Annotated in this window: 17 protein-coding genes; 10 read left to right on the top strand and 7 right to left on the bottom strand. The window is 71.9% G+C overall.

The window, feature by feature from the left end:
- Positions 1–53: 53 nt before the first annotated feature.
- From AB0F72_RS25885 to AB0F72_RS25865, 5 genes are all read left to right on the top strand, one after another.
- Entirely contained in the window at positions 54–1061 is a 1008-nt protein-coding gene (locus tag AB0F72_RS25885) for an ABC transporter permease (RefSeq protein ID WP_360435956.1), read from the top strand.
- Complete coding sequence (locus AB0F72_RS25880) at positions 1058–1999, top strand: ABC transporter permease (protein ID WP_360435954.1); 942 nt, start codon at positions 1058–1060, stop codon at positions 1997–1999. Before AB0F72_RS25885 ends, AB0F72_RS25880 begins: the two co-directional genes overlap by 4 nt.
- Positions 2000–2006: 7 nt before the next feature.
- Positions 2007–2990, top strand: coding sequence for an ABC transporter ATP-binding protein (locus tag AB0F72_RS25875; RefSeq protein WP_360435952.1), 984 nt, complete (start codon positions 2007–2009; stop codon positions 2988–2990).
- 11 nt (positions 2991–3001) lie between these two features.
- Positions 3002–4033 (top strand): oligopeptide/dipeptide ABC transporter ATP-binding protein, encoded by a 1032-nt coding sequence (locus tag AB0F72_RS25870; protein ID WP_360436105.1) that lies wholly within the window; start codon positions 3002–3004, stop codon positions 4031–4033.
- Positions 4034–4148: 115 nt separating this feature from the next.
- Positions 4149–5303 carry a serine hydrolase domain-containing protein gene (locus tag AB0F72_RS25865; protein WP_360435950.1) on the top strand — a complete coding sequence of 385 codons (1155 nt, stop codon included), beginning with the start codon at positions 4149–4151 and terminating at the stop codon, positions 5301–5303.
- A gap of 105 nt (positions 5304–5408) precedes the next feature.
- On the opposite strand, the gene AB0F72_RS25860 is transcribed toward AB0F72_RS25865, so the two are convergent.
- From AB0F72_RS25860 to AB0F72_RS25845, 4 genes are all read right to left on the bottom strand, one after another.
- Complete coding sequence (locus AB0F72_RS25860) at positions 5409–6143, bottom strand: hypothetical protein (RefSeq protein ID WP_360435949.1); 735 nt, start codon at positions 6141–6143, stop codon at positions 5409–5411.
- A gap of 180 nt (positions 6144–6323) precedes the next feature.
- Positions 6324–8573: a GDSL-type esterase/lipase family protein gene (locus AB0F72_RS25855; RefSeq protein WP_360435947.1), complete on the bottom strand. Its 2250-nt coding sequence runs from the start codon at positions 8571–8573 to the stop codon at positions 6324–6326.
- A gap of 605 nt (positions 8574–9178) precedes the next feature.
- Positions 9179–10264 (bottom strand): HAMP domain-containing sensor histidine kinase, encoded by a 1086-nt coding sequence (locus AB0F72_RS25850; RefSeq protein WP_360435945.1) that lies wholly within the window; start codon positions 10262–10264, stop codon positions 9179–9181.
- Positions 10264–10920: a response regulator transcription factor gene (locus tag AB0F72_RS25845; RefSeq protein WP_360435943.1), complete on the bottom strand. Its 657-nt coding sequence runs from the start codon at positions 10918–10920 to the stop codon at positions 10264–10266. Before AB0F72_RS25845 ends, AB0F72_RS25850 begins: the two co-directional genes overlap by 1 nt.
- Before the next feature lie 112 nt (positions 10921–11032).
- Between AB0F72_RS25845 and AB0F72_RS25840 the strand changes: the two genes are divergently transcribed.
- Positions 11033–11917, top strand: coding sequence for a trypsin-like serine protease (locus AB0F72_RS25840; RefSeq protein ID WP_360435941.1), 885 nt, complete (start codon positions 11033–11035; stop codon positions 11915–11917).
- Positions 11918–12166: 249 nt separating this feature from the next.
- On the opposite strand, the gene AB0F72_RS25835 is transcribed toward AB0F72_RS25840, so the two are convergent.
- Positions 12167–13042: a hypothetical protein gene (locus AB0F72_RS25835; protein WP_360435939.1), complete on the bottom strand. Its 876-nt coding sequence runs from the start codon at positions 13040–13042 to the stop codon at positions 12167–12169.
- A gap of 178 nt (positions 13043–13220) precedes the next feature.
- Between AB0F72_RS25835 and AB0F72_RS25830 the strand changes: the two genes are divergently transcribed.
- Positions 13221–14321, top strand: a complete 1101-nt coding sequence (locus AB0F72_RS25830) for a helix-turn-helix transcriptional regulator (protein ID WP_360435937.1) — start codon at positions 13221–13223, stop codon at positions 14319–14321.
- Positions 14318–15463, top strand: coding sequence for a hypothetical protein (locus tag AB0F72_RS25825; protein WP_360435935.1), 1146 nt, complete (start codon positions 14318–14320; stop codon positions 15461–15463). Before AB0F72_RS25830 ends, AB0F72_RS25825 begins: the two co-directional genes overlap by 4 nt.
- Here the strand turns inward: AB0F72_RS25825 and AB0F72_RS25820 are convergent.
- Entirely contained in the window at positions 15438–15938 is a 501-nt protein-coding gene (locus tag AB0F72_RS25820) for a GNAT family N-acetyltransferase (RefSeq protein WP_360435933.1), read from the bottom strand. The genes AB0F72_RS25825 and AB0F72_RS25820 overlap by 26 nt on opposite strands.
- Before the next feature lie 166 nt (positions 15939–16104).
- Between AB0F72_RS25820 and AB0F72_RS25815 the strand changes: the two genes are divergently transcribed.
- Entirely contained in the window at positions 16105–17325 is a 1221-nt protein-coding gene (locus AB0F72_RS25815; RefSeq protein ID WP_360435931.1) for an MFS transporter, read from the top strand.
- 96 nt (positions 17326–17421) lie between these two features.
- A complete protein-coding gene (locus AB0F72_RS25810; protein ID WP_360436111.1) occupies positions 17422–17547 on the top strand; it encodes a hypothetical protein in 126 nt (41 codons plus the stop codon).
- 101 nt (positions 17548–17648) lie between these two features.
- Here AB0F72_RS25810 and AB0F72_RS25805 read toward each other — a convergent pair whose 3' ends face one another.
- The gene (locus AB0F72_RS25805) at positions 17649–18860 is read right to left on the bottom strand and encodes a WD40 repeat domain-containing protein (RefSeq protein WP_360435929.1); all 1212 of its coding nucleotides are present in this window, start codon (positions 18858–18860) and stop codon (positions 17649–17651) included.
- Between the last annotated feature and the right edge of the window lie 101 nt (positions 18861–18961).

The following is an 18961-nucleotide window of genomic DNA, read 5'->3' as shown; positions in this document are numbered from 1 at the left end:
CTGCCGCGACCCGGACCCCGGGCCGCGGCAGCGCCGATTCCGGAGGAAACGTCATGGTGAGAGTCGTCTCGCGCCGCCTGATCCAACTCTTCGTCACGCTGATCGCCCTGATGACCCTGGTCTTCTTCTGGCTGCGCAGCCTGCCCGGCGGGCCGGTCGACGCGCTGCTGGGCGAACGCGCCACCCCGCAGACCCGCGAGGCGCTGATCCGGGCCCTCGGCTACGACCAGCCGATCTGGGTCCAGTACGGCCGCTTCCTGAAGAACGTGGTGACCGGCAACTTCGGCAACTCCATCCGTACCGGCGAACCGGTGACCGACGTGATCGGCCGGGCCTTCCCGGCGACCGTCGAGCTGGCCATCGCGGCGATCATCATCGCGGTCGGTCTGGGCATCCCCCTCGGCTACCTGGCGGCCCGGCACCGCGGGCGGCTGCTCGACAACGCGACGATCATCGTCACCCTGATCGGCATCTCGATCCCGATCTTCTTCCTGGGGTACCTGCTCAAGGACTGGCTCACCCAGGACATCCACTTCTTCCCGCCGTCCGGGCGGATCACCACCGGGACCGACAACACCGACGTGACCGGCTTCTTCGTGCTGGACGGGCTGCTGACCCGCGAGTTCGACGCGTCCGCCGACGCGCTCTGGCACCTGGTGCTGCCGGCCGTCACGCTCGCCACGATCCCGCTGGCGATCATCGTGCGGATCACCCGGGCGAGCGTGCTGGACGTGCTGGACGAGGACTACATCCGTACCGCGGACGCCAAGGGCCTGCGCAACGCCACCATCCGCAAGCGGCACGTGCTGCGCAACGGCCTGCTGCCGGTGGTCACCACGATCGGCCTGCAGACCGGCGCGCTGCTGGCCGGGGCGGTGCTGACCGAGAAGGTCTACAACTGGGGCGGCCTCGGCACGCTGATCACCGACTCGATCAGCGGCGGCCGTGACTACCCGGTGCTCCAGGCGCTGATCCTGCTCGCCGCCGTCGTCTTCATCGTGGTCAACCTGCTGGTCGACCTCTCGTACGCGTTCATCGACCCCCGGGTGCGGGTCCAGTGAGCACACTCGCCGAGCACAAGCGCCGCCGCATCGACGAGCTGGCCGCGCGGACGTCGGAAGCCGGTGGGGTCAGCCTGATCCGGGACGCCGGTCGCCGGCTGACGCGCGACCCCACGGCGATCGCCGGCGCGGTCATCATCCTGGTGTTCCTGATCATCGCGATCTTCGCGCCGCTGGTGGCGCCGCACGACCCGGTGCAGCGGTTCCCCGAGCTGACCGAGAAGCTGACCGTCGACTCGGTGCCGGGCGCGACCGCCGGGCACCCGCTCGGCAGCGACCCGCTGGGCCGCGACTTCCTGTCCCGGATGATCTACGGCGCCCGGCAGACGCTGTTCGTCGGTGTCCTGGCCACGCTCATCGGCCTGCTCTTCGGGGTGCTGCTCGGCGCGATCGCCGGTGCGGTCGGCGGCTGGGTGGACGTGCTGATCATGCGGGTCACCGACGTGATGCTGGCCCTGCCCAGCCTGCTGCTGGCGATCACGCTGGTCGCCCTGGCCAGCGAGTCCACCCAGTGGACCGTGATCATCGCGGTCGCGGTGGTGAACGTGCCGATCTTCGCCCGGCTGCTGCGCGGGTCGATGCTCGCGCAGCGGGAGAGCGACCACGTGCTGGCGGCCCGCTCGCTCGGGGTGCGGCAGCGGCACATCGTGACCCGGCACATGCTGCCGAACTCGATGACAGCGGTCATCGTGCAGGCGACCCTGACGTTCGCGGTGGCGATCCTGGACGCGGCAGCGCTGTCGTTCCTGGGGCTCGGCGACCCGGACATCAACCGGGCCGAGTGGGGCCTGATGCTCGGCGTGGACGGCGTGCGATACCTGGAGGTCCGGCCCGAGCTGGCCTACTACCCGGCCCTCGCGATCATTTTCGTGGCCCTCGGCTTCACCCTGCTCGGCGAGAGCATGCGTGCGGCGCTCGACCCGAAGAACCGGCGGTGACCTTGTCATGGTTCTGCTCGACGTACGCGATCTGTCGGTCGTCTTCCAGCGCCGGGGCGCCGCGCCGTTCACCGCGGTGGACGGCGTCAGCTTCACCGTGGAACCCGGTCAGACGGTCGGGCTGGTCGGCGAGTCCGGCTGCGGCAAGTCGGTGACCAGCCTCGCGATCATGGGTCTGCTCCCCCGGCACGGCAACCGGGTCGCCGGTGAGGTCCGCTTCGACGGCGTCGACCTGCTCCGGCTCCGCCCGCAGGAGCTGCGGGACCGGCGCGGCCGGGACATCGGCATGATCTTCCAGGACCCGCTCTCCTCGCTGAACCCGGTCATCCCGCTCGGCCTCCAGGTGGCCGAGGTGCTGGAACGCCATCAGGGTCAGAGCCGGCAGGCCGCGCTGCGCCAGGCCGGCGGACTGCTCGACGCGGTCGGCATCCCGGACCCCACGCGGCGGCTCAAGGAGTTCCCGCACCAGCTCTCCGGCGGCATGCGGCAGCGGGCCCTGATCGCCATCGCGCTGGCCTGCAAGCCGCGCCTGCTGATCGCCGACGAGCCGACGACGGCACTGGACGTGACCATCCAGGCGCAGATCCTCATCCTGCTCAAGGAGCTCGTCGAGCAGTCCGGCACGGCTCTCATGATGATCACCCATGACCTCGGCGTGGTGGCCGGGCTCTGCGACACGGTCAACGTGCTCTACGCCGGCAAGGTGGTCGAGCGGGCCGCCCGGCACGATCTGTTCGGGGACCCCCGGCACCCGTACACCCATGGGCTTCTGCAGTCGGTCCCCCGGCTCGACGCCGCTCGCGGCGGGCGGCTGCACCAGATCCGCGGCTCGGTCGGCGACAACATCCCGTGGTCGGAGGGGTGTGCCTTCGCGCCGCGCTGCGACCGCGTGATCGACGACTGCGTCGGCGCGACGGTGCCGCTGGAGCCGACCGCCCGCGGTGGCGCGCTGCGGTGCACGAACCCCGTACCGCAGGAGGTGCCGGCGTGAGCGACGCCCTGATGGAGATCGACGACCTGACTGTCCATTTCCCGATCAAAAGCGGACTGCTCTTCGACCGTACCGTCGGATTCGTCTATGCCGTCGACGGCGTGTCCCTGAGGATCCGGCGGGGCGAGACCTACGGCCTCGTCGGTGAGTCCGGGTGCGGCAAGTCGACACTCGGGCGCGGCCTGCTGCGACTGGTCGAGCCGACCAGCGGAAAGATCAATTTCGACGGTACGGACGTCCGCGCGCTCCAGGGCGAGCAGATGCGACGATTCCGGCGGCGCATGCAGATGGTCTTCCAGGACCCGATGGCCAGCCTCGACCCCCGGCAGTCGGTGGAGTCCCTGCTGGTCGAGGGCCTCAAGGCGCACGATCTGCACAAGAACAAGGCCGAGGTGGGTACGCGTCTGAGGTCCACCCTCGACGCGGTCGGCCTGCCGGCGTCGGCGCTGCACAAGTACCCGCACGAGTTCTCCGGCGGCCAGCGGCAGCGGATCGGCATCGCCCGCGCCCTGGTCCTCGGGCCCGAGCTGATCGTGGCCGACGAGCCGGTCTCCGCGCTGGACGTGTCGATCCAGGCGCAGGTGATCAACCTCCTCGGCGACCTGCAGGACTCGCTCGGGCTGACCTACCTGGTGATCGCGCACGACCTCGCCGTGGTCCGGCACATCTCCGACACCATCGGCGTGATGTACCTCGGCGCACTGGTCGAGGAGGCCGGTGGCGACCGGCTCTACGAGCGCCCGCTGCACCCGTACACGAAGGCGCTGCTCTCCGCCGTGCCGATCCCCGACCCGCGCGTGGAGGACCGGCGCGAGCGGATCCTGCTCGCCGGCGACCTGCCGTCCCCGGCGAACCCGCCGAGCGGATGCCGGTTCCGTACCCGGTGCCCCTGGTCGCAGACCCGCTGCGCCGAGGAGCGGCCGGAACTACGGGTCTTCGACGACTCGGGGCAGCGGGTGGCCTGCCACTTCGCCGAGGAGATCCGCAGCGGGGAGCTGCGGATGCACGAGGTGCGCGCGGAGATCGTCCGGCCCGGCGCGTAGACCGCCCCCGACGTGGGTGACGGGCTGATCCAGACCCCCTAAGTGGACGGTTCAGGGTCCGGCCGGGGTGGTGACCCCGATGTCCGGGACGCGCCGCCTCGGCAGGGTGGTCGGCATGGAGATCAATAAGGTCCGCGTCGCCGCTGTCTCGCTCGCTTCGGCGCTTGCTCTCGGGATCGCCGCGCCCGCCACCGCTTCTTCCCCGCCGGTTTCCACGATCTGCTCGCTTGACGCGGCCGCGATGGGCAAGGCCATGATGGGGCTGCCCAGCGCCGCGGCGACGAGCGCACAGGCGCGGGTCACCACGGCGGCGGGCTGCTGGGCGGGCGCGTCGGGCGTCGCGGACCTGCGGACGAACAAGCCGGTGCCGGCGAACGCGCGGTTCCGGATCGGCAGCGTCACGAAGGTCTTCACCGCCACCGTCGTCCTGCAACTGGCTGCCGAGCAGCGGCTGAGCCTGGACGACTCGGTCCGGCGGCACCTGCCCGGGGTGCTCCCCGCTTCGTATGCCGGCGTCACCGTGCGGCAGCTGCTGAACCACACCAGCGGACTGCCCAGCCCCACGCTGCCGGACGACATCGAATGGGCGCTGGCACACCGGTACGACGTCTGGACCCCGGAACGGATCGTCCGGCAGGCGCTGCGCAACCCGCGCGAGTTCGCGCCCGGCGACGAGCAGCACTACACGAACATGGGTTACATCGTCGCCGGGATGCTGATCGAGAAGATCACCGGGCACTCGTACGCCACCGAGGTGCGGCGGCGGATCTCCGGACCGCTGGGGCTGCGCGACACGTACGCGCCCGGCGCCGACCCGGCCATCCGGGGCCCGCACGCGCACGGATACCAGACCGTGACCCGGGACGGGGAGCAGTCGCTGATCGACGTGACGAACTGGAGCCAGACCCTCACCCCGGCCGCCGGCGACATGATCTCCACGCTGGCCGACCTGGACACGTTCACCGCCGCGCTCTTCACCGGCCGGCTGCTCCCGGCCGCACAGCTCGACGAGATGTTCACGCTCCCCGCGGTGCCGGACGTGAGCGGCGGCCCGGCCACCCACAGCGCCGGGCTGGAGGCGACCACGCTGCCCACCGGTGAGGTGCTCTGGGCCAAGTCCGGCGCCCGGTACGGGTACTCCAGCGCGATCGGCGCCAGCCGCGACGGCAGCTTCCGCCTGGTGTACTCGGTGACCTCGACCGACGCCAAGGGCTCGGGCCAGATGAGCACCGCCGAGGGCATCATCTACGCGGCGCTGAGCATGCGCTGACGGGCGCTCGCGGGGTGTCGCGGGCCGGCTGACGACCCGGGGCAGCGCTTTCGGGTGTCTGTGGTTCGCGAATCGCCGTCTGAATCTCTGTCCACGGGTGAGGGGTCAGCCGAGCTGGTTGGCGGCGGTGTGGAGGAAGCGCCAGGCGAGCGCGCTCAGGGTTGCGGTGAGCGCCGTCGCGGAGAGCATGAGGGGCCATGCTCGCCAGAGGCGGTGGGCGGTGGCCAGCCACGCGAGCAAGGCGAGAGGGACCACTACCTCGATCAGTTTGGCGGCGATGAAGCCGCGGACCAGGGCGGCGTCCGGTCCGTCGTACGTCCAGATGAGCCAGGGCGGGGCTGCTGTGACCGTCAGCCAGCCCTGGCCGGACAGCGCACCGCACGCGGCGCCCGCGGCCAGGGCGGCGCTCGGCAGGCGCGCGGTGCGCGTCAGGTGGCCCAGCAGGCCCAGTGACGGCCCCGCGACCACCGAGACCAGCAGCCAGGCCGTGGTCATGATCGCCAGCGAGCGCAGTCCGTGCCAATCCCCCGATGACCCGTCCACCAGCGTGCCACCGCTCCAGCGGCGGCTGACCACGAGGATCAGAAGGTAGTAGACGAGGGTGGCGCAAACCAGGAGCACTGTCGCGCCCGTCATCGCACGGCGGCGGTCCGGGGCCGAGCGGCCGGCCAGCAACGCCGCTGAACCCCAGGCCAAGCCACTGCTGACTACCACGATCATCAGCTGCCCGGCCATGCCGTCGACGGCGTCGGCCGCGAACGCCAGCAGGCCGAGCACGACCGCCACCGCGACGATCGTCACGGACCGGCGTGCGGAACGCTGCGCGACGGCGTTGACCATGGCGACCTCCCCCGGGCCGGTCACGGTACCAAGGCGGTGAAACGGTCAGCCGTCATGGTGGGCGGCCGGTCCATGAGGGCGCGCAGCGTGTCGTGGCAGTTCGTCCGCATCGGTCCTCAGGCGACCGCCCTGCCACTCCGCTTCGAAACCCATGGATCACGAGTATGCAGTGCCGAACGGTCAGGTCCCGCGGCACTGGAAGGTCGGCTTCGAACCGCGGAAGACCGCGTCGCCGAAGGCGAAGATGCCGCCGTCGCAGCCGACGAGCCAGTAACCACCGGCGCTCGGGGTCACCGACATGCCGGTGATGTGACCGTTGAGGGACCGGCCGGCCATCGAGCCGTGGAAGCCGGCGTTGCCGAACGCGAACACACCGCCGTCCTCAGCCGTCATCCAGTAACCACCGCCGTCCGGCGTGACGTCCATGTCGACGACGGAAGCGTTGAGCGCCTTGCCGCCCATCGATCCGTGGAAGCCGGCGTTGCCGAAGGCGAAGACGCCGCCGTCCTTCGCCGCGAGCCAGTAGCCGCCGCCGTCCGCGGTGGCACCGATCGCGGTGACCGGCTTGGTGAGCGGTTTGCCGCCCATCGAGCCGAAGAAGCCCGCATCGCCGAACGCGAAGACGCCCCCGTCGGCACCGGCGAGCCAGTACCCCTTGCCGGTGGGTGTGACGGCCATCCCGACGACCGGGGCGTTCATCGGCTTGCCGCCCATCGACCCGTGGAAGCCGGCGTTGCCGAACGCGAAGACGCCCCCGTCGCTGCCGACCAGCCAGTAGCCGCCGTCGTCGGGGGTGCGCGCCATGCCGATGATGTTGGTGACCCGTACTCCGAGGCCGGGCAGCGATCCGTGGAACGGCGCGTCGCCGTACGAGAAGACCCCGCCGTACGTGTCCACCTGCCAGTACCCGTCGCCGGAAGAGGTAGCTGTCACATCGGCGGCGGTAGGCAGCATGGCCACGGTGAAGGTGCTGGCAGCCGTCGCGACGGCTCCGGACGGATCGCGCACCGTGACCTCTAGGCGGTATCTGGTACCGGGATCGAGCCGGTGCGCGGGAACGGTCCAGCGCAGCCCGGCCGGGCCGGACGAGACGTCGACCGAGGGGCCGGTGACGCGAAATGTCGCCGTGAGCGTGTCGCCGTCCGGGTCGGTTGCCGCGACGGTGAAGGACGGCGTGGTGCTGGGCACGACCGTGGCGTCGCGAGGCGTCACCCCGGAGATGGCCGGTCGCCGGTTCGGCAACGACAGCACCTTGGTGGCCGCGGCGGTGGCTCCCCGGTTGTCGGCGACGGTCAGCGTCACCGCCGGCGCGGCGCTCCCGGCGAAGGACGTGGTCAGTGTCCGGCCGGTCCCGATCGGGCGGCCACCGGACGTCCACGTCCACGACGTCACCGTGCCGTCGGGATCCGACGACGCGCTTCCGTCGAGTGTCACCCGGTTGCCCACGCCGGTCAGGCGGCCGGAGGTGAACGCGGCCACCGGCGGCTTGTTCGACGGCTGCGGAGCCGGCCCGGTGGCCGGCGGGGTGACCGACACGACCGGGTGGTCGCGCAGGTAGCCCGCCACCACCTTCTTGATCGCCGTCTGCCCCTCCTTCATCGGATGGGCCGAGATCGTGTTCCACTTCCCGCTCGGCGCCGTGATGCTGCGGATCCAGGACGGGTCGGTGCAGAGCTCATGACCCTTCATGGTGTCGGTGACGTCGACGTACTCCACCCGCGCCAGCCCTGCCTGGGCGAGGATCTGCTTGTTCATCTTGATCACCAGGTCGTTCATCTTGCCGAGAGAGCCCGGGAGACCGTTCGCCCACCAGCAGCGGGTGTACGCCTCCCGCCCGGTCGCGAACAGGCGCGGGTAGCCGACCACGACGACCCGGCCGGTCGGCACCTGATCCTTGACCGCCCGATAGACATCTTTGAGACAGGTGTAGCCCTCCCCGGCCTCCCGGGAATCCGTGCAGTCGGCGAGCCGGTCGATGGCCTTGCCCGCGTCGGAGAGGGCGTCGGAGCACTTCTTTCCGCCCCAGAAATAGCAATCCTTGGCGACCTTACCGAAGCCGGCGTCGTTGCCACCGATCGTCAGGGTTACCAGTTCCGGCCGTGGATTCAGCTTCCTGAGCTGATTGACCTGTGGCTCGGCGCCATGGTGGCCGGCCGTCATGACGTGCTTGGTGAGCGCCCCGGAACAGGCAAGGTGCGCGGACATTTGCAGCCCGTTCGCGGAATCGCCGGCAAGCATCCGCCCCCACGCCAGGTCGCTGCGATGGCAGTCACCGGTCGTGCCCGGGTCGTACCTGTTGTTGTCGGCGTAGGTGCCCTCACCGGACGAGTAGGAGTCGCCCATCGCGACGTAGCGGTGCGGTGTGGCCGCCGACGCCGGACTGGTGGTGGTGGCGACGAGTCCCCCGGCGGCGAGACAGAGAGCCACCACTCCCATTCGATACATGGATTTCGCTGTTTTCACGACGCTCCTTGACAGACCTGTGGAGTACACCAGGAATCGAAGCAGTGATCCTGGGCAGCCAATATCCATCTGCCAGGTCAACTCATTCTCCGAATGAGTCCGCACGACGACGAGCGGACTAATCAATTTGAGAACGCCGCGACAGCCGTGGCGCCTGCGGCTATTTCGAACCCGAATACCGGGAGGCCGACGAGCTGCCGGAGTGGTTCAGCGGCTGGACGCCGGGGCGGTAGCTGGCTCCCAGGGCTGACCTTGCTGGCTGATCGACGAGCCGTCGACTCGCCGGAGGTGAGATGGGTGCCGCCGGTTGTCGATCGTGGAGCGGTCCGGGCGGGCTGGCGCTCAGTGCTGCCCAGACAGGTGTTCGGCAGCACTGGTGACCAGCTCGTCGTGCCCGGCTGGCTGTCAGTGTTCTCGCCGGCCCGCCGGGACAGCACTGAGCGCCAGCCGGGCCACGCCTTTCCACGATCCACAACGCCGGAGCCGACGCCCGCGACCAGCTGGTCCAGCTGGTCCAGCTGGTCGTCAGTGCTGTCACCTGTGGGTGAGATCCGAGCGGGAACCGATGCTGATCATGGGTGCGCCGGCGGGAACGACACCTCGACCCGCAGGCCGTCACGGCCGGTGGAGGACGCCGAGATCAGGCCCTCGTGCGCCTGTGTGATCGAGCGGGCGATGGCCAGGCCGAGCCCGGCGCCACCGCTGTGGTCGATGCGGGTCGCGCTCTTGCGCCGGAACGGCTCGAACAGCGCGGGCACGTCCTCCGGCGGCACGTCGTCGCCGGTGTTCACGACGATCAGGGCCGGCTCGTCGCCGACCTGGACGTCGATGGTCCCGTCCGGCCGGTTGTACTTGACGGCGTTCTGCACCAGGTTGGTGACCAGCCGTTCCAGCAAGACCTTCTCCCCCACCACGGTACGGGGCCGGAGCGTGCTGGTGATCGTGACACCTGCCTCGGCGGCCCGTTTGCGGTGGCTGTCGACGACGGCGGCGGCGATCTGGTCGAGGCGCAGCGGGGTGCGGGTCATCAGCCCGCGGTCGCTCTCGCTGAGCACCAGCAGACCCTCGATCAGGCGTTCGTTGCGCTCGTTGGTGACCAGCAGCTGTTCGGTGAGCAGTTCCAGCTGCTCGGTGGTGAGCTCGTCGGCCATGCTGACCTCGATCAGCGTCCGCTGCACGGCGAGCGGGGTGCGCAACTCGTGCGAGGCGTCGGCGGCGAACCGGCGCTGCGCCTCGTAGCCCACCGCGATCCGGTCCATCATGTCGTCGATCGCGCGGGCGAGCACGGCGACCTCGTCCGTGCCCGGGCCCGGACGCAGCCGGTGCCCGAGGTTCTGCGGGCCGACCGCGTCGATGCCGGCCGCGAGCTCCCGGACCGGGCGCAGCGACCAGCGCACCAGCGGGTAGCAGGCGGCCAGCGCGGCGGCCAGGACGAGCAGCCGGACGACCACGCCCGGGATGCTGGGGCGCCGGTAGAGCTGGGTGCAGACGAACGAGGTGTTCGCCTCGGGGGCCCGGTCGATCGGCAGCCGGCACCAGCCGGGGCCGAGCTCGCGCCACAGGGCGAGGAGCTCGTCCGCGATCATCGGCACGGCCTGCGCCGCGACCAGCACGATCGCGCAGCCCAGCAGCACCCGGCGGGCGGCGGAACGACTCATCAGCCGATCCGATAGCCGGCCCGGCGGACGGTGTGGATCACCGGCGGGTCGCCGAGTTTGCGGCGCAGCGTCATGACCGTCATCCGGACGGTGTTGGTGAACGGGTCGGCGTGCTCGTCCCAGGCCTGCTCCAGCAGTTCCTCGGTGCTGACCACGCGGCCCTCGGCACGCATCAGGACGTGCAGGATGGCGAACTCCTTCGACGACAGGGCCAGCAGCTGCCCGTCCCGGGTGACCGTGTACCGGGTGCTGTCCAGGACGATGCCGGCCCGGTCGAGCACCGGCGGCAGCGCGACGCCGGATCGGCGGGACAGCGCCTGCACCCGCGCGGCCAGCTCGGCGAAGGCGAACGGTTTGGTCAGGTAGTCGTCGGCGCCCAGGCCCAGCCCCTCGACCCGGTCGCGGATGCCGGCCGCGGCGGTGAGCATCAGGATCTTGGTGCCCTGCTGCCCGGCGGCGACCTGCCGGCACACCTCGTCGCCACCGCATCCGGGCATGTCCCGGTCCAGGACCGCGACGTCGTACCGATTCACCGCGACGCGTTCCAGAGCGCTGTCGCCGTCGTAGACCACGTCGACGGCCATCGACAGCCGGCGAAGTCCCTGCGCGACGGCGTCGGCGAGCAGGCGTTCGTCGTCCGCCACGAGCACCCGCATCCGTGTCCTCCCCGTTCCGCGTACCGGTCGCCAGCTTCGCACGCCGACCATAAACCGCCCGTAAAGACGCCGCTGACGCTCACCGGACCGCCCGGTGCGCAGCATGTGCGGCATGCTCGTGTCTTCTCGCAACCTGCTCGTCGTCCTCGCGCTGGCCGCCGCCGTGCTCTGTCCGGCGCGGCCGGCCGCCGCGATCGCGAACGGCGACGACGCGCCGGACCGGGCCTACCGGTTCGCGGTGATGCTGACGATGACCGGACTGCCCGCCGAGGGCGGCGGCACCCGGGACAGCTGGTGCTCCGGAGCGCTGATCGCGCCCCGCTGGGTGATCACCGCCGGCCACTGCTTCCGGGACGCGGACGGCCGGCGGGTCAGCCGTACCGTCGCCGAGCGGACCACCGCGGTCGTCGGGCGCGCCGAACTGAGCGGCGCGGACGGCCACGAGGTCGAGGTGGTCGGCGCGGTCCAGGCCGAGGGCGCCGACGTGGCGCTGGCCGAGCTGGGTGAGGCGGTCACCGACGTCCCGCCGATCCCGCTAGCCGGTCCGGCGCCGCGGCCCGGTGAGGTGCTGCGGCTGGCCGGGTTCGGGCTGACCGGCGACGGTGACGCGACCCGGCCGCCGGACCGGTTGCAGACCGGGACGTTCACCGTCGACGCGGTCGGTGCTGCGCTGATCGAGACGTCCGGGCGCTCACCGCGGGCGGACACCAGCCCGTGCCCGCACGACTCGGGCGGGCCGTACTTCCGGCAGGAGCCCGGCGGCCGGGTCGCCCTCGTGGCCGTGGTCAGCTCCGGGCCGAGCTGCCCGCACACCGGCCCGGACTACAGCGCCCGGGTCGACTCCCTGGCCGGCTGGGTGACCAGCACGACGGCGGGGCCGGCGGCCGGGCCGCTGCGATCGGTGGCCTGGGCGGGTGCGGTGGTCCTGCTCGGGAGCGCGGGACTGGCGGCGGTCGTGGTGGCCCGGACCGTACGACGGAGGCCGCCCCGTGGCTGAGGCGCCTCGGCGCGGCATGGGCCGTTCGGTGGTGCCGCTGTCGCCGGCAACGCCGTAAGTTACGAATCGTGGCAGCCCGGACGCATCGACCCGCAGGCCGTTACCCGGTGGCCGCGGTGAGCTACGTGGTTCTCGCCCTCGCCGTCATCGCCTCGGTGGCGGCCGGCGCGGGCCTGCTCGCGGCCCGCCTTCCCGGCGCCGGCGGATCGTTCGCCGTGGCTCTCGCCGTGACAGTCGTCTGCGGACTGGTCAGCGGGGCTCTGGCCGGGCCTGATCTGCGTCGCCGGATCGGGCAGGCGGTGGCTCGCTCCCGGACCGGCCACGGGTCAGCTTCTCCCTGAGGCTCGCGCCGAGGATCCCGAGGCCGCCGCTGGCCAGCGCGGCGCCCGCCAGCGCCATGGCCTCCTTGACCGTCATGGCCTGGTCGATCCGGCGCGCCACCAGGACGATCACCAGATAGAGCACCGCGATCGCCGCGGACGACACCAGAGTGATCGCGACGCTGACCCCGTGGCGGGCCTGCTCCTCCCACAGGTGTCCCTGGACCCGCCGGTGCCGGTCGTGCGTGCTGGAGGTCAGGAAGAGCACCCGCTCCTCGTGGTGCCGCTGGTCGGCCGGTCCGGCCTCGGGCAGAGCCGCGATCGGCGGATCCGCTGTGGCGCCGCGGGCCAGCTCGCTGGTGAGCGCCGCGTCGACGGCGGCCCGGGCATTCGCGTCCAGCGCCTCGATCCCGTAGGCCGGCCAGGTGGAACAGGATCGGAGCAGCACGTCGCGGACGACCGCCGGCGCCCGCTGGCGCAGGCCGGCGCGCGCCGGCCCGTCGAGCTCGCGCCCGGCCAGGAAGTCGTCGACCAGCTGCGGGACGAGGTGGTCGCAGAGCTGGATCACGTGATGGACGAGCTCGACGCCGGCCGCGTGAGCGGTGCCGGTGGCAATGATCGCGGCATCCGGGCGGAGCGCGAGAAACGCGCGCTGGCGGGGACTGAGCCACGCCAGGGGCAGCCGCGCCGGCCCGAGCAGCAGGTCGCGCGCGAGCCTCTGACGGTACTTCACGGTCACCGCCTGAAGTCCGTCCTCGATCAGCCGCTCCTTCGTCTCCTGCGGCTGGGGCGTGTCGCTTCGCATACCGGCCACCCTCGGTCTGCTTTCGCGCTATGCTAGCCTGGTTGACTCAAGTTGTCTCAAGTAGAGTTAAGTTTAGTCAACTTCAATCAGTTAGAGACAACTCGAATCTACTCCGGTAACTCCTTGTCAACAAGGCCTCACACGACCCACGGATAACAGAATCCGGGAGGTGGCGCTCATGGCGACACCAGGTGCGATCCAGCTGGCCCAGCGGTTGCGTGGGCTCCGCGAGCAGGCCCGGCTCACCCAGAACGAACTCGCCGTGATCTTCACAGAGGACGGCAAGCAGGTGAGCGCCGCCGCGGTGTCCTCGTGGGAACGGCCGAAGGAGCCGGTCCTGCTACCGGAGAACCGGGCCGAGCCGTACGCCCGGTTGCACACGCTGACCGGCACCCCACGCCGGCTGGTCCCCGCCGCCCGCCTCTCCCCGGAGCAGGAGGAGGAACGCCGGCGGATGCTCGGCGAGCTGACCGACCTCATCGATCAGGCTCGTGGCGGGCCGGCCCCCGCCGACGCGGCCCGGGCCGCCTCGCACCGTTCCTGGTTCTTCGCCGACGGCGGCCCGGTCGTGATCGTCGTGCCGGACGCGGGAAAGGACGCGGTCGGCCCGCTCGCGGACGAGGCCCATCCGAACCACACCACGGCGCATCAGTTCGCCGACCTGGACGCCCTGATCGAGTTGCACGGTCACATCCGGGCCGAGAACGACCCGACGCTGCCGGTCTTCTTCAAGCCGGCGTCCAAGGTGGAGGCCGACGATCTCTCCGGGCACCTGGTCCTGATCGGTGGCATCGGCTGGAACCCGGTCACCCGCCGGCTCCTGCGGATGCTCGCGGATCTCCCGGTCCGGCAGATCGACGACACGCCCACGCTGAAGACCGGCGAGATCTTCGCGGTGGGTCACGGCGACGACGAGAGACGCTTCAAGCCGGTCTGGTCGGACGGCGACGAGCAGAGCCGTGAACTGGAGGAGGACGTCGCGCTGCTGGCGCGGGTGCCCAACCCGTTCAACTCCAGCCGGACCCTGACGCTGTGCAACGGCATCCACAGCCGCGGCGTCCTGGGGGCGGTCCGCACGCTCACCGACGCCCAGGTCCGGGAGGCCAATGAGGCCCTCCTCGCCCGCCGCTTCCCCGAAGGCGTGTACGGCCTGCTCATCCGCGTCCCCGTCTTCCACGGCCGAGCCCTCTCCCCCGACCTGCAGGACTCCCGGAACATCCTCTTCGCCTGGCCGGACGAGCCCGCCGTGGCGCCGAAATCCCGGAAGGACCGCGCATGAGCCGCGCTGGACAGCGGGCGCACCACAACCAGTTGCTGCGGCGCGTCGCCTGGGACCCGGCTCTCCGGCCGACCGGCGGGCCGGTGGACGCCATCGTGGTGCCCGCCGCACGCCGGGCCCACCGCCTGCGTACGGTCGCGAGGCTGGCCGCCGCCTGTGACACCACCCTCGTCGTCCTGGCCTCGCACGGCTGCGACCTCGACGAGGCCGCGGCGGAGGTGGCTCGCATCCCGGGCTGCCGCGCGTTGCTCGCCGGGATCCCGGACGACGGGCCCGGGCTGCTCACCCCGGCCACGTCGGCGGAACGGTTCCGGGTGCTCAGCGCCGGCCGGTCGAGCAACCTCAGCCTCAAGCGCAACCTCGGCCTGCTGCTCGCCCGGCACCTGGGCTGGCAGAAGATCATGTTCGTCGACGACGACATCATCCGGCTCACCCCGCACCACGTGGCCCGGGTCGCGCACCACCTCGGCGCCAACCGGTACGCCGGGCTGCGGACGGTCAGCTTCCCGGACAACTCGGTCGTCTGCCACGCGATCCGCGAGCTCGGCCGGCCGCAGGGCATCTTCGTCAGCGGCGCCGCGCTGGGCGTCCGCGTGGCGGCCGACGAGCTGGACGTCTTCCCGGACGTCTACAACGAGGACTGGTTCGCGCTCGCCGGCGAGGCCCGCCGGAACGGCGTGGCGGACGCGGGTGAGGTGCGGCAGCTGGAGTTCGATCCGTTCGAGGACCCGCAGCGGGCCGCCGTCGAGGAGTTCGGAGATCTGGTCGCCGAAGGACTCTACGCGCTCTTCAACGACGGGTCGGACGTGTCCCGGGCGACCGGCGGCTACTGGGAACGCTTCATCGAGGAACGGGCGGGGCTGATCCAGGACCTCCGCCGGCAGCACGCCGCCCGCGAACACGTCCAGGCCGTGAAGTCGCTGAACGAGGCGCTGTTCCAGCTCGACCGGATCCGCCCGGCGGATTGCGTCGCGTTCCTGCGAGCCTGGGAGGAGGACCAGAGCGCGTTCGCCGTCCGGAGCCTGGCCGCCCGCGACAAGCGGTGCGATCACCCGGAGGCGTTCGCGGAGCTCGGGATCACCCGATGGCGGCAGGCCAGCTTCGGGCACGCCCCGCTCAGCCTCGCGGGCGCCCGCCGTTGAGGCGCAGCTGCTCCTCGACCCGGTTCAGGGCGGAAAGCCACTGGGTGACCTTCGTGGTCTCGAAACCCAGTGACGCGTACAGGCGCATCGCGGCGTCGTTCGGCTGGACGACCCAGACGAAGATCTCCCCCCGATCCGCCGGGTGCTCGGCGATGAGCCGGCGGACCAGGGCCGACGCCACCCCGCGCTGCCGATGGTCGCGCCGGGTCCAGACCGATTCGACGTAGGCGCCGGTCCCGGTCCAGGAGAGCCGGGCCAGCCCGACCGTCTCGGTGCCCGACTCCGCCACCACCCAGAGGGCGTCCCGCCACGACGACCGCCAGCGCTGCTCCGACCAGGTGGACTCCGGGGGCTGAGCGGGCAGCAGGGCGTCCGGGGCGTCCGCGAGCGCCGCCAGCCGGGCGGCACGCAGTCGCCGCCACTCGTCGGGGGCCAGCAACCGGTCCCGCGGCGCCCTGTGTTCCCGGTCCACCATTGGTAGCCTCCCCCGCCGCCGACCACATCGTCCGTCCTCAATGTGATACCCGCCGGGGGCCGGGTGACTCAACCGGTGCGGCGGGCGGCCCGGCGGATCAGCGAACGGCACCCGGACGGACGCGGACCGGCCGCCACGTAAGCATCGATGTTGAACAATGGGTTGCATGCGCGCCTATCGCGACCTGTTCGCCGTGCCCGAGGTGCCCCGGCTGATCCTCGCGATCGTCACGACTCGGCTGGCCCCGCCGATGCTGACGCTCACCCTGCTGCTCGCCGTGGTCGACGCCGGCGGTTCCTACGCGTCCGCCGGTCTCGCCCTCACCGGTTACGCGGTCGCCGTCGCCGTGTGCGTGCCGTTCAGCTCCCGGCTGATCGACCGCTACCCCGCGCATCGCATCCTCCTCGGCCTGCTGACGGCACACCTTCTGGGGTACGGGGTGATGGCCGCCGCCCTGCTCGGCGCGTGGCCGGCCGGGGCGCTGATCGCCGGTGCGGCAGCGCTCGGCGTCACCGCGCCACCGTGCGGACCGGTGGCCCGCGCCACCTGGCCGTCGCTCGTCGGCGCCGAGCGGCTGCCCACCGCCTTCGCGCTCGACGGCGCGCTCAACGAGACGATGTACGTCTGCGGTCCCGTGCTCGTCTCCGCGCTGCTGCTGGTCACCCGCCCGATCGTGGTGCTGGGGGTGGTCGCTGCGATCCTCGCCACCGGCGTCCTGCTGCTCGTCGCCACGCCCGCCCTGCGGCGGCGCCCGCCGGCCCGCACCGGGGCCCGCCGCGACTATCTGGGCCCGCTCGCCACCGGCCAGGTACGGCTGATCCTCGCCGTCATCACCCTGAGCGCGTTCACGTTCGGCGCGGTGATGGTCGGCGGCCCGGCCGCTGCCACCGGCGCCGGCCACCGCGACGTGGCCGGCGTGCTGGTCGCCGCGCTCTGCGTCGGCTCGGTGGTCAGCGCCCTGATCTACGGCAGCCGGCGCCGCCGGGGCGCGCCGGGCCCGCAGCTCGCGCTGACCCACGCGGCGGTGACGCTCGTGCTCGCCGCCGCCGGCGGGGCGCCGACGCTGCTGGTGCTCGCCGTGCTGCTGCTCGCGGCGGGGATGGTGACCGGCCCGCAGGACACCCTCATTCAGGTGGTGCTCGGCGAGGCGGCGCCGGAACGCTTCCGGACCGAGGCGTACGCCTGGATGGGGGCGTCCACGTGGGCCGGTTACGCGCTCGGCTCGGCCACCGCCGGTCAGCTGATCGACGGCACCGGCGAGGCGGGCGCCGGGTTCCTCGCGGCGGCCGCGGTGGCGCTGCTGACCGTGCCGCTGTCGCTGCTGGTCCGGCCCGCCACGGCCGCCGCCACCCCGCCGCCGGCGCGGGCCGACGTGGAGGTTGATTGATATTTCGATGGACCGGGTACAGCAGCGTCCGGCGGGAGAGACCCGCCGATGGAACGGAGCACAGTCATGCTGGCACTCGGACTCATTCTTCTGCTGTTGGGCGTTCTGTTGGACGTGTCGATCCTCTACACGATCGGCATCGTTCTCCTGGTGATCGGCGCCGTGCTCTGGATCCTCGGCGCTGTCGGCCGCCCGGTCGGTGGCCGAAAAGTCTGGTACTGACAACCCCCCCGCCAGGCCGAAAAGGGCGTCCCGCTGGTGCGGGCCGCCCTTTCGCCTGTCTCTACGCCTGTCTCCGGTCGGTCCCGAGCCGATCGTCCGGGTCAGGCCGGGTCTCGCGTGGCGAGCGTCCACAGCCGCACCCGCTCGTCCGCGCCGGCGGTGATCAGGCGTTTGCCGTCCGGTGTGAACCGCAGCGCCCAGACCGGTCCGTCGTGGCCGGTCAGCGGCTTGCCCTCGGGTTTGCCGGTCGCCGCGTCCCACAGCCGCACGGTTCCGTCGTCGCTGCCGGTGGCCAGCAGGTTCCCGCCCGGGCTGAACCGCATGGCCCGGACCGGGCCGGTGTGACCGGTGAGCGGCGCGGTGGCCGGCCGGCGCGACGCCGTGTCCCACAGCTGCACGGTGTTGTCGCCGCCGGACGAGGTGGCCAGCAGCTTGCCGCCGGCGTTGAACGTGAGCGCGAACACCGGCGCGGAGCTGCTGACCAGCGGGTCGCCGTCGGGATCGGCGGTCGCCGTGTCCCACAGCCGGACGACCCGGCCGCCGCCGGAGGTGGCCAGGAGCTCCCCGTCCGGGGTGAAGCTCACCGCGAACACCGGGCCGGGGCTGATCGACAGCGCCTCGCCGACCGGCCGGCCGGTGCCGGTGCGCCACAGCCGGACGGTGTTGTCGTCATCCGCGTCGGTGGTCTTGTCGCGGCCGGTCGCGCCGGCCGTCACGAGCAGCCTGCCGTCCGGGCTGAACACGACCGACCGTACCCCGCCGGTGTGCCCGGTCAGGGTGCGCACCGGGTCGCCGGTGGCGGCGTTCCACAGCCGGACCGTGCCGTCGTCACCGGCGGTGGCGACCAGGCGCCCGGACGGGCTGAACGCCACCGACCGCACCGGCCCGCCGTGGCCGGTCAGCACCGGACCGGACCGCTCTCCGCTCCCGGCGTCCCAGATCGACGCCCCCCGGTCCCCCGCGACGGCCAGGAGCTTGCCGTCCGGGCTGAACACGATGGCGTGCAGGGGGCCGGCGTGGGCGGCGAACGACGTCCCGGCCGGGCCGCCGGTCGCCGTGTTCCACTGCTTCACCTTCCCGGTGCTGGCGGTGGCGAACACCTTCCCGTCCGGGCGCACCGCGATGATCCCGGCTGTGCCGGGCATGACGCTCCGGGACGGCACCCCGGCGGCCCCGGCGGTGCGCGCGGGGTGCGGGTCGGCCCGGACGGCGGTGGCGGCGCCGGTGGAGGCGAGCAGCCCGATCATGGTCACGGCGGCGATCCGGCCGGCGCTGCGCCGGAAGGCGCTTCGGTCATCTCTCTCGGTAGTCACACCGGCACCGTAACGATCGTGCTCACCGCGCCGTGGCTGTTCGCCGCAGTTCATCCGCCAGGGTGGCAGCACGGCCCGCAAGGGTCAGCCCACCCGCCCCC

The sequence above is a fragment of the Actinoplanes sp. NPDC023936 genome, assembly GCF_040639325.1.
Taxonomy (GTDB): domain Bacteria; phylum Actinomycetota; class Actinomycetes; order Mycobacteriales; family Micromonosporaceae; genus Actinoplanes.
Note: the sequence above shows the minus strand (reverse complement) of the source record. Positions and strands in the feature narration are given on the sequence as shown.

Coding starts and splice junctions, on each gene's coding strand:
- AB0F72_RS25820 (WP_360435933.1), bottom strand. CDS start 15,938: ATGGTGGACCGGGAACACAGGGCGCCGCGGGACCGGTTGCTGGCCCCC.
- AB0F72_RS25830 (WP_360435937.1), top strand. CDS start 13,221: ATGGCGACACCAGGTGCGATCCAGCTGGCCCAGCGGTTGCGTGGGCTC.
- AB0F72_RS25885 (WP_360435956.1), top strand. CDS start 54: ATGGTGAGAGTCGTCTCGCGCCGCCTGATCCAACTCTTCGTCACGCTG.
- AB0F72_RS25815 (WP_360435931.1), top strand. CDS start 16,105: ATGCGCGCCTATCGCGACCTGTTCGCCGTGCCCGAGGTGCCCCGGCTG.
- AB0F72_RS25870 (WP_360436105.1), top strand. CDS start 3,002: ATGGAGATCGACGACCTGACTGTCCATTTCCCGATCAAAAGCGGACTG.
- AB0F72_RS25860 (WP_360435949.1), bottom strand. CDS start 6,143: ATGGTCAACGCCGTCGCGCAGCGTTCCGCACGCCGGTCCGTGACGATC.
- AB0F72_RS25865 (WP_360435950.1), top strand. CDS start 4,149: ATGGAGATCAATAAGGTCCGCGTCGCCGCTGTCTCGCTCGCTTCGGCG.
- AB0F72_RS25845 (WP_360435943.1), bottom strand. CDS start 10,920: ATGCGGGTGCTCGTGGCGGACGACGAACGCCTGCTCGCCGACGCCGTC.
- AB0F72_RS25875 (WP_360435952.1), top strand. CDS start 2,007: ATGGTTCTGCTCGACGTACGCGATCTGTCGGTCGTCTTCCAGCGCCGG.
- AB0F72_RS25835 (WP_360435939.1), bottom strand. CDS start 13,042: ATGCGAAGCGACACGCCCCAGCCGCAGGAGACGAAGGAGCGGCTGATC.
- AB0F72_RS25840 (WP_360435941.1), top strand. CDS start 11,033: ATGCTCGTGTCTTCTCGCAACCTGCTCGTCGTCCTCGCGCTGGCCGCC.
- AB0F72_RS25850 (WP_360435945.1), bottom strand. CDS start 10,264: ATGAGTCGTTCCGCCGCCCGCCGGGTGCTGCTGGGCTGCGCGATCGTG.
- AB0F72_RS25825 (WP_360435935.1), top strand. CDS start 14,318: ATGAGCCGCGCTGGACAGCGGGCGCACCACAACCAGTTGCTGCGGCGC.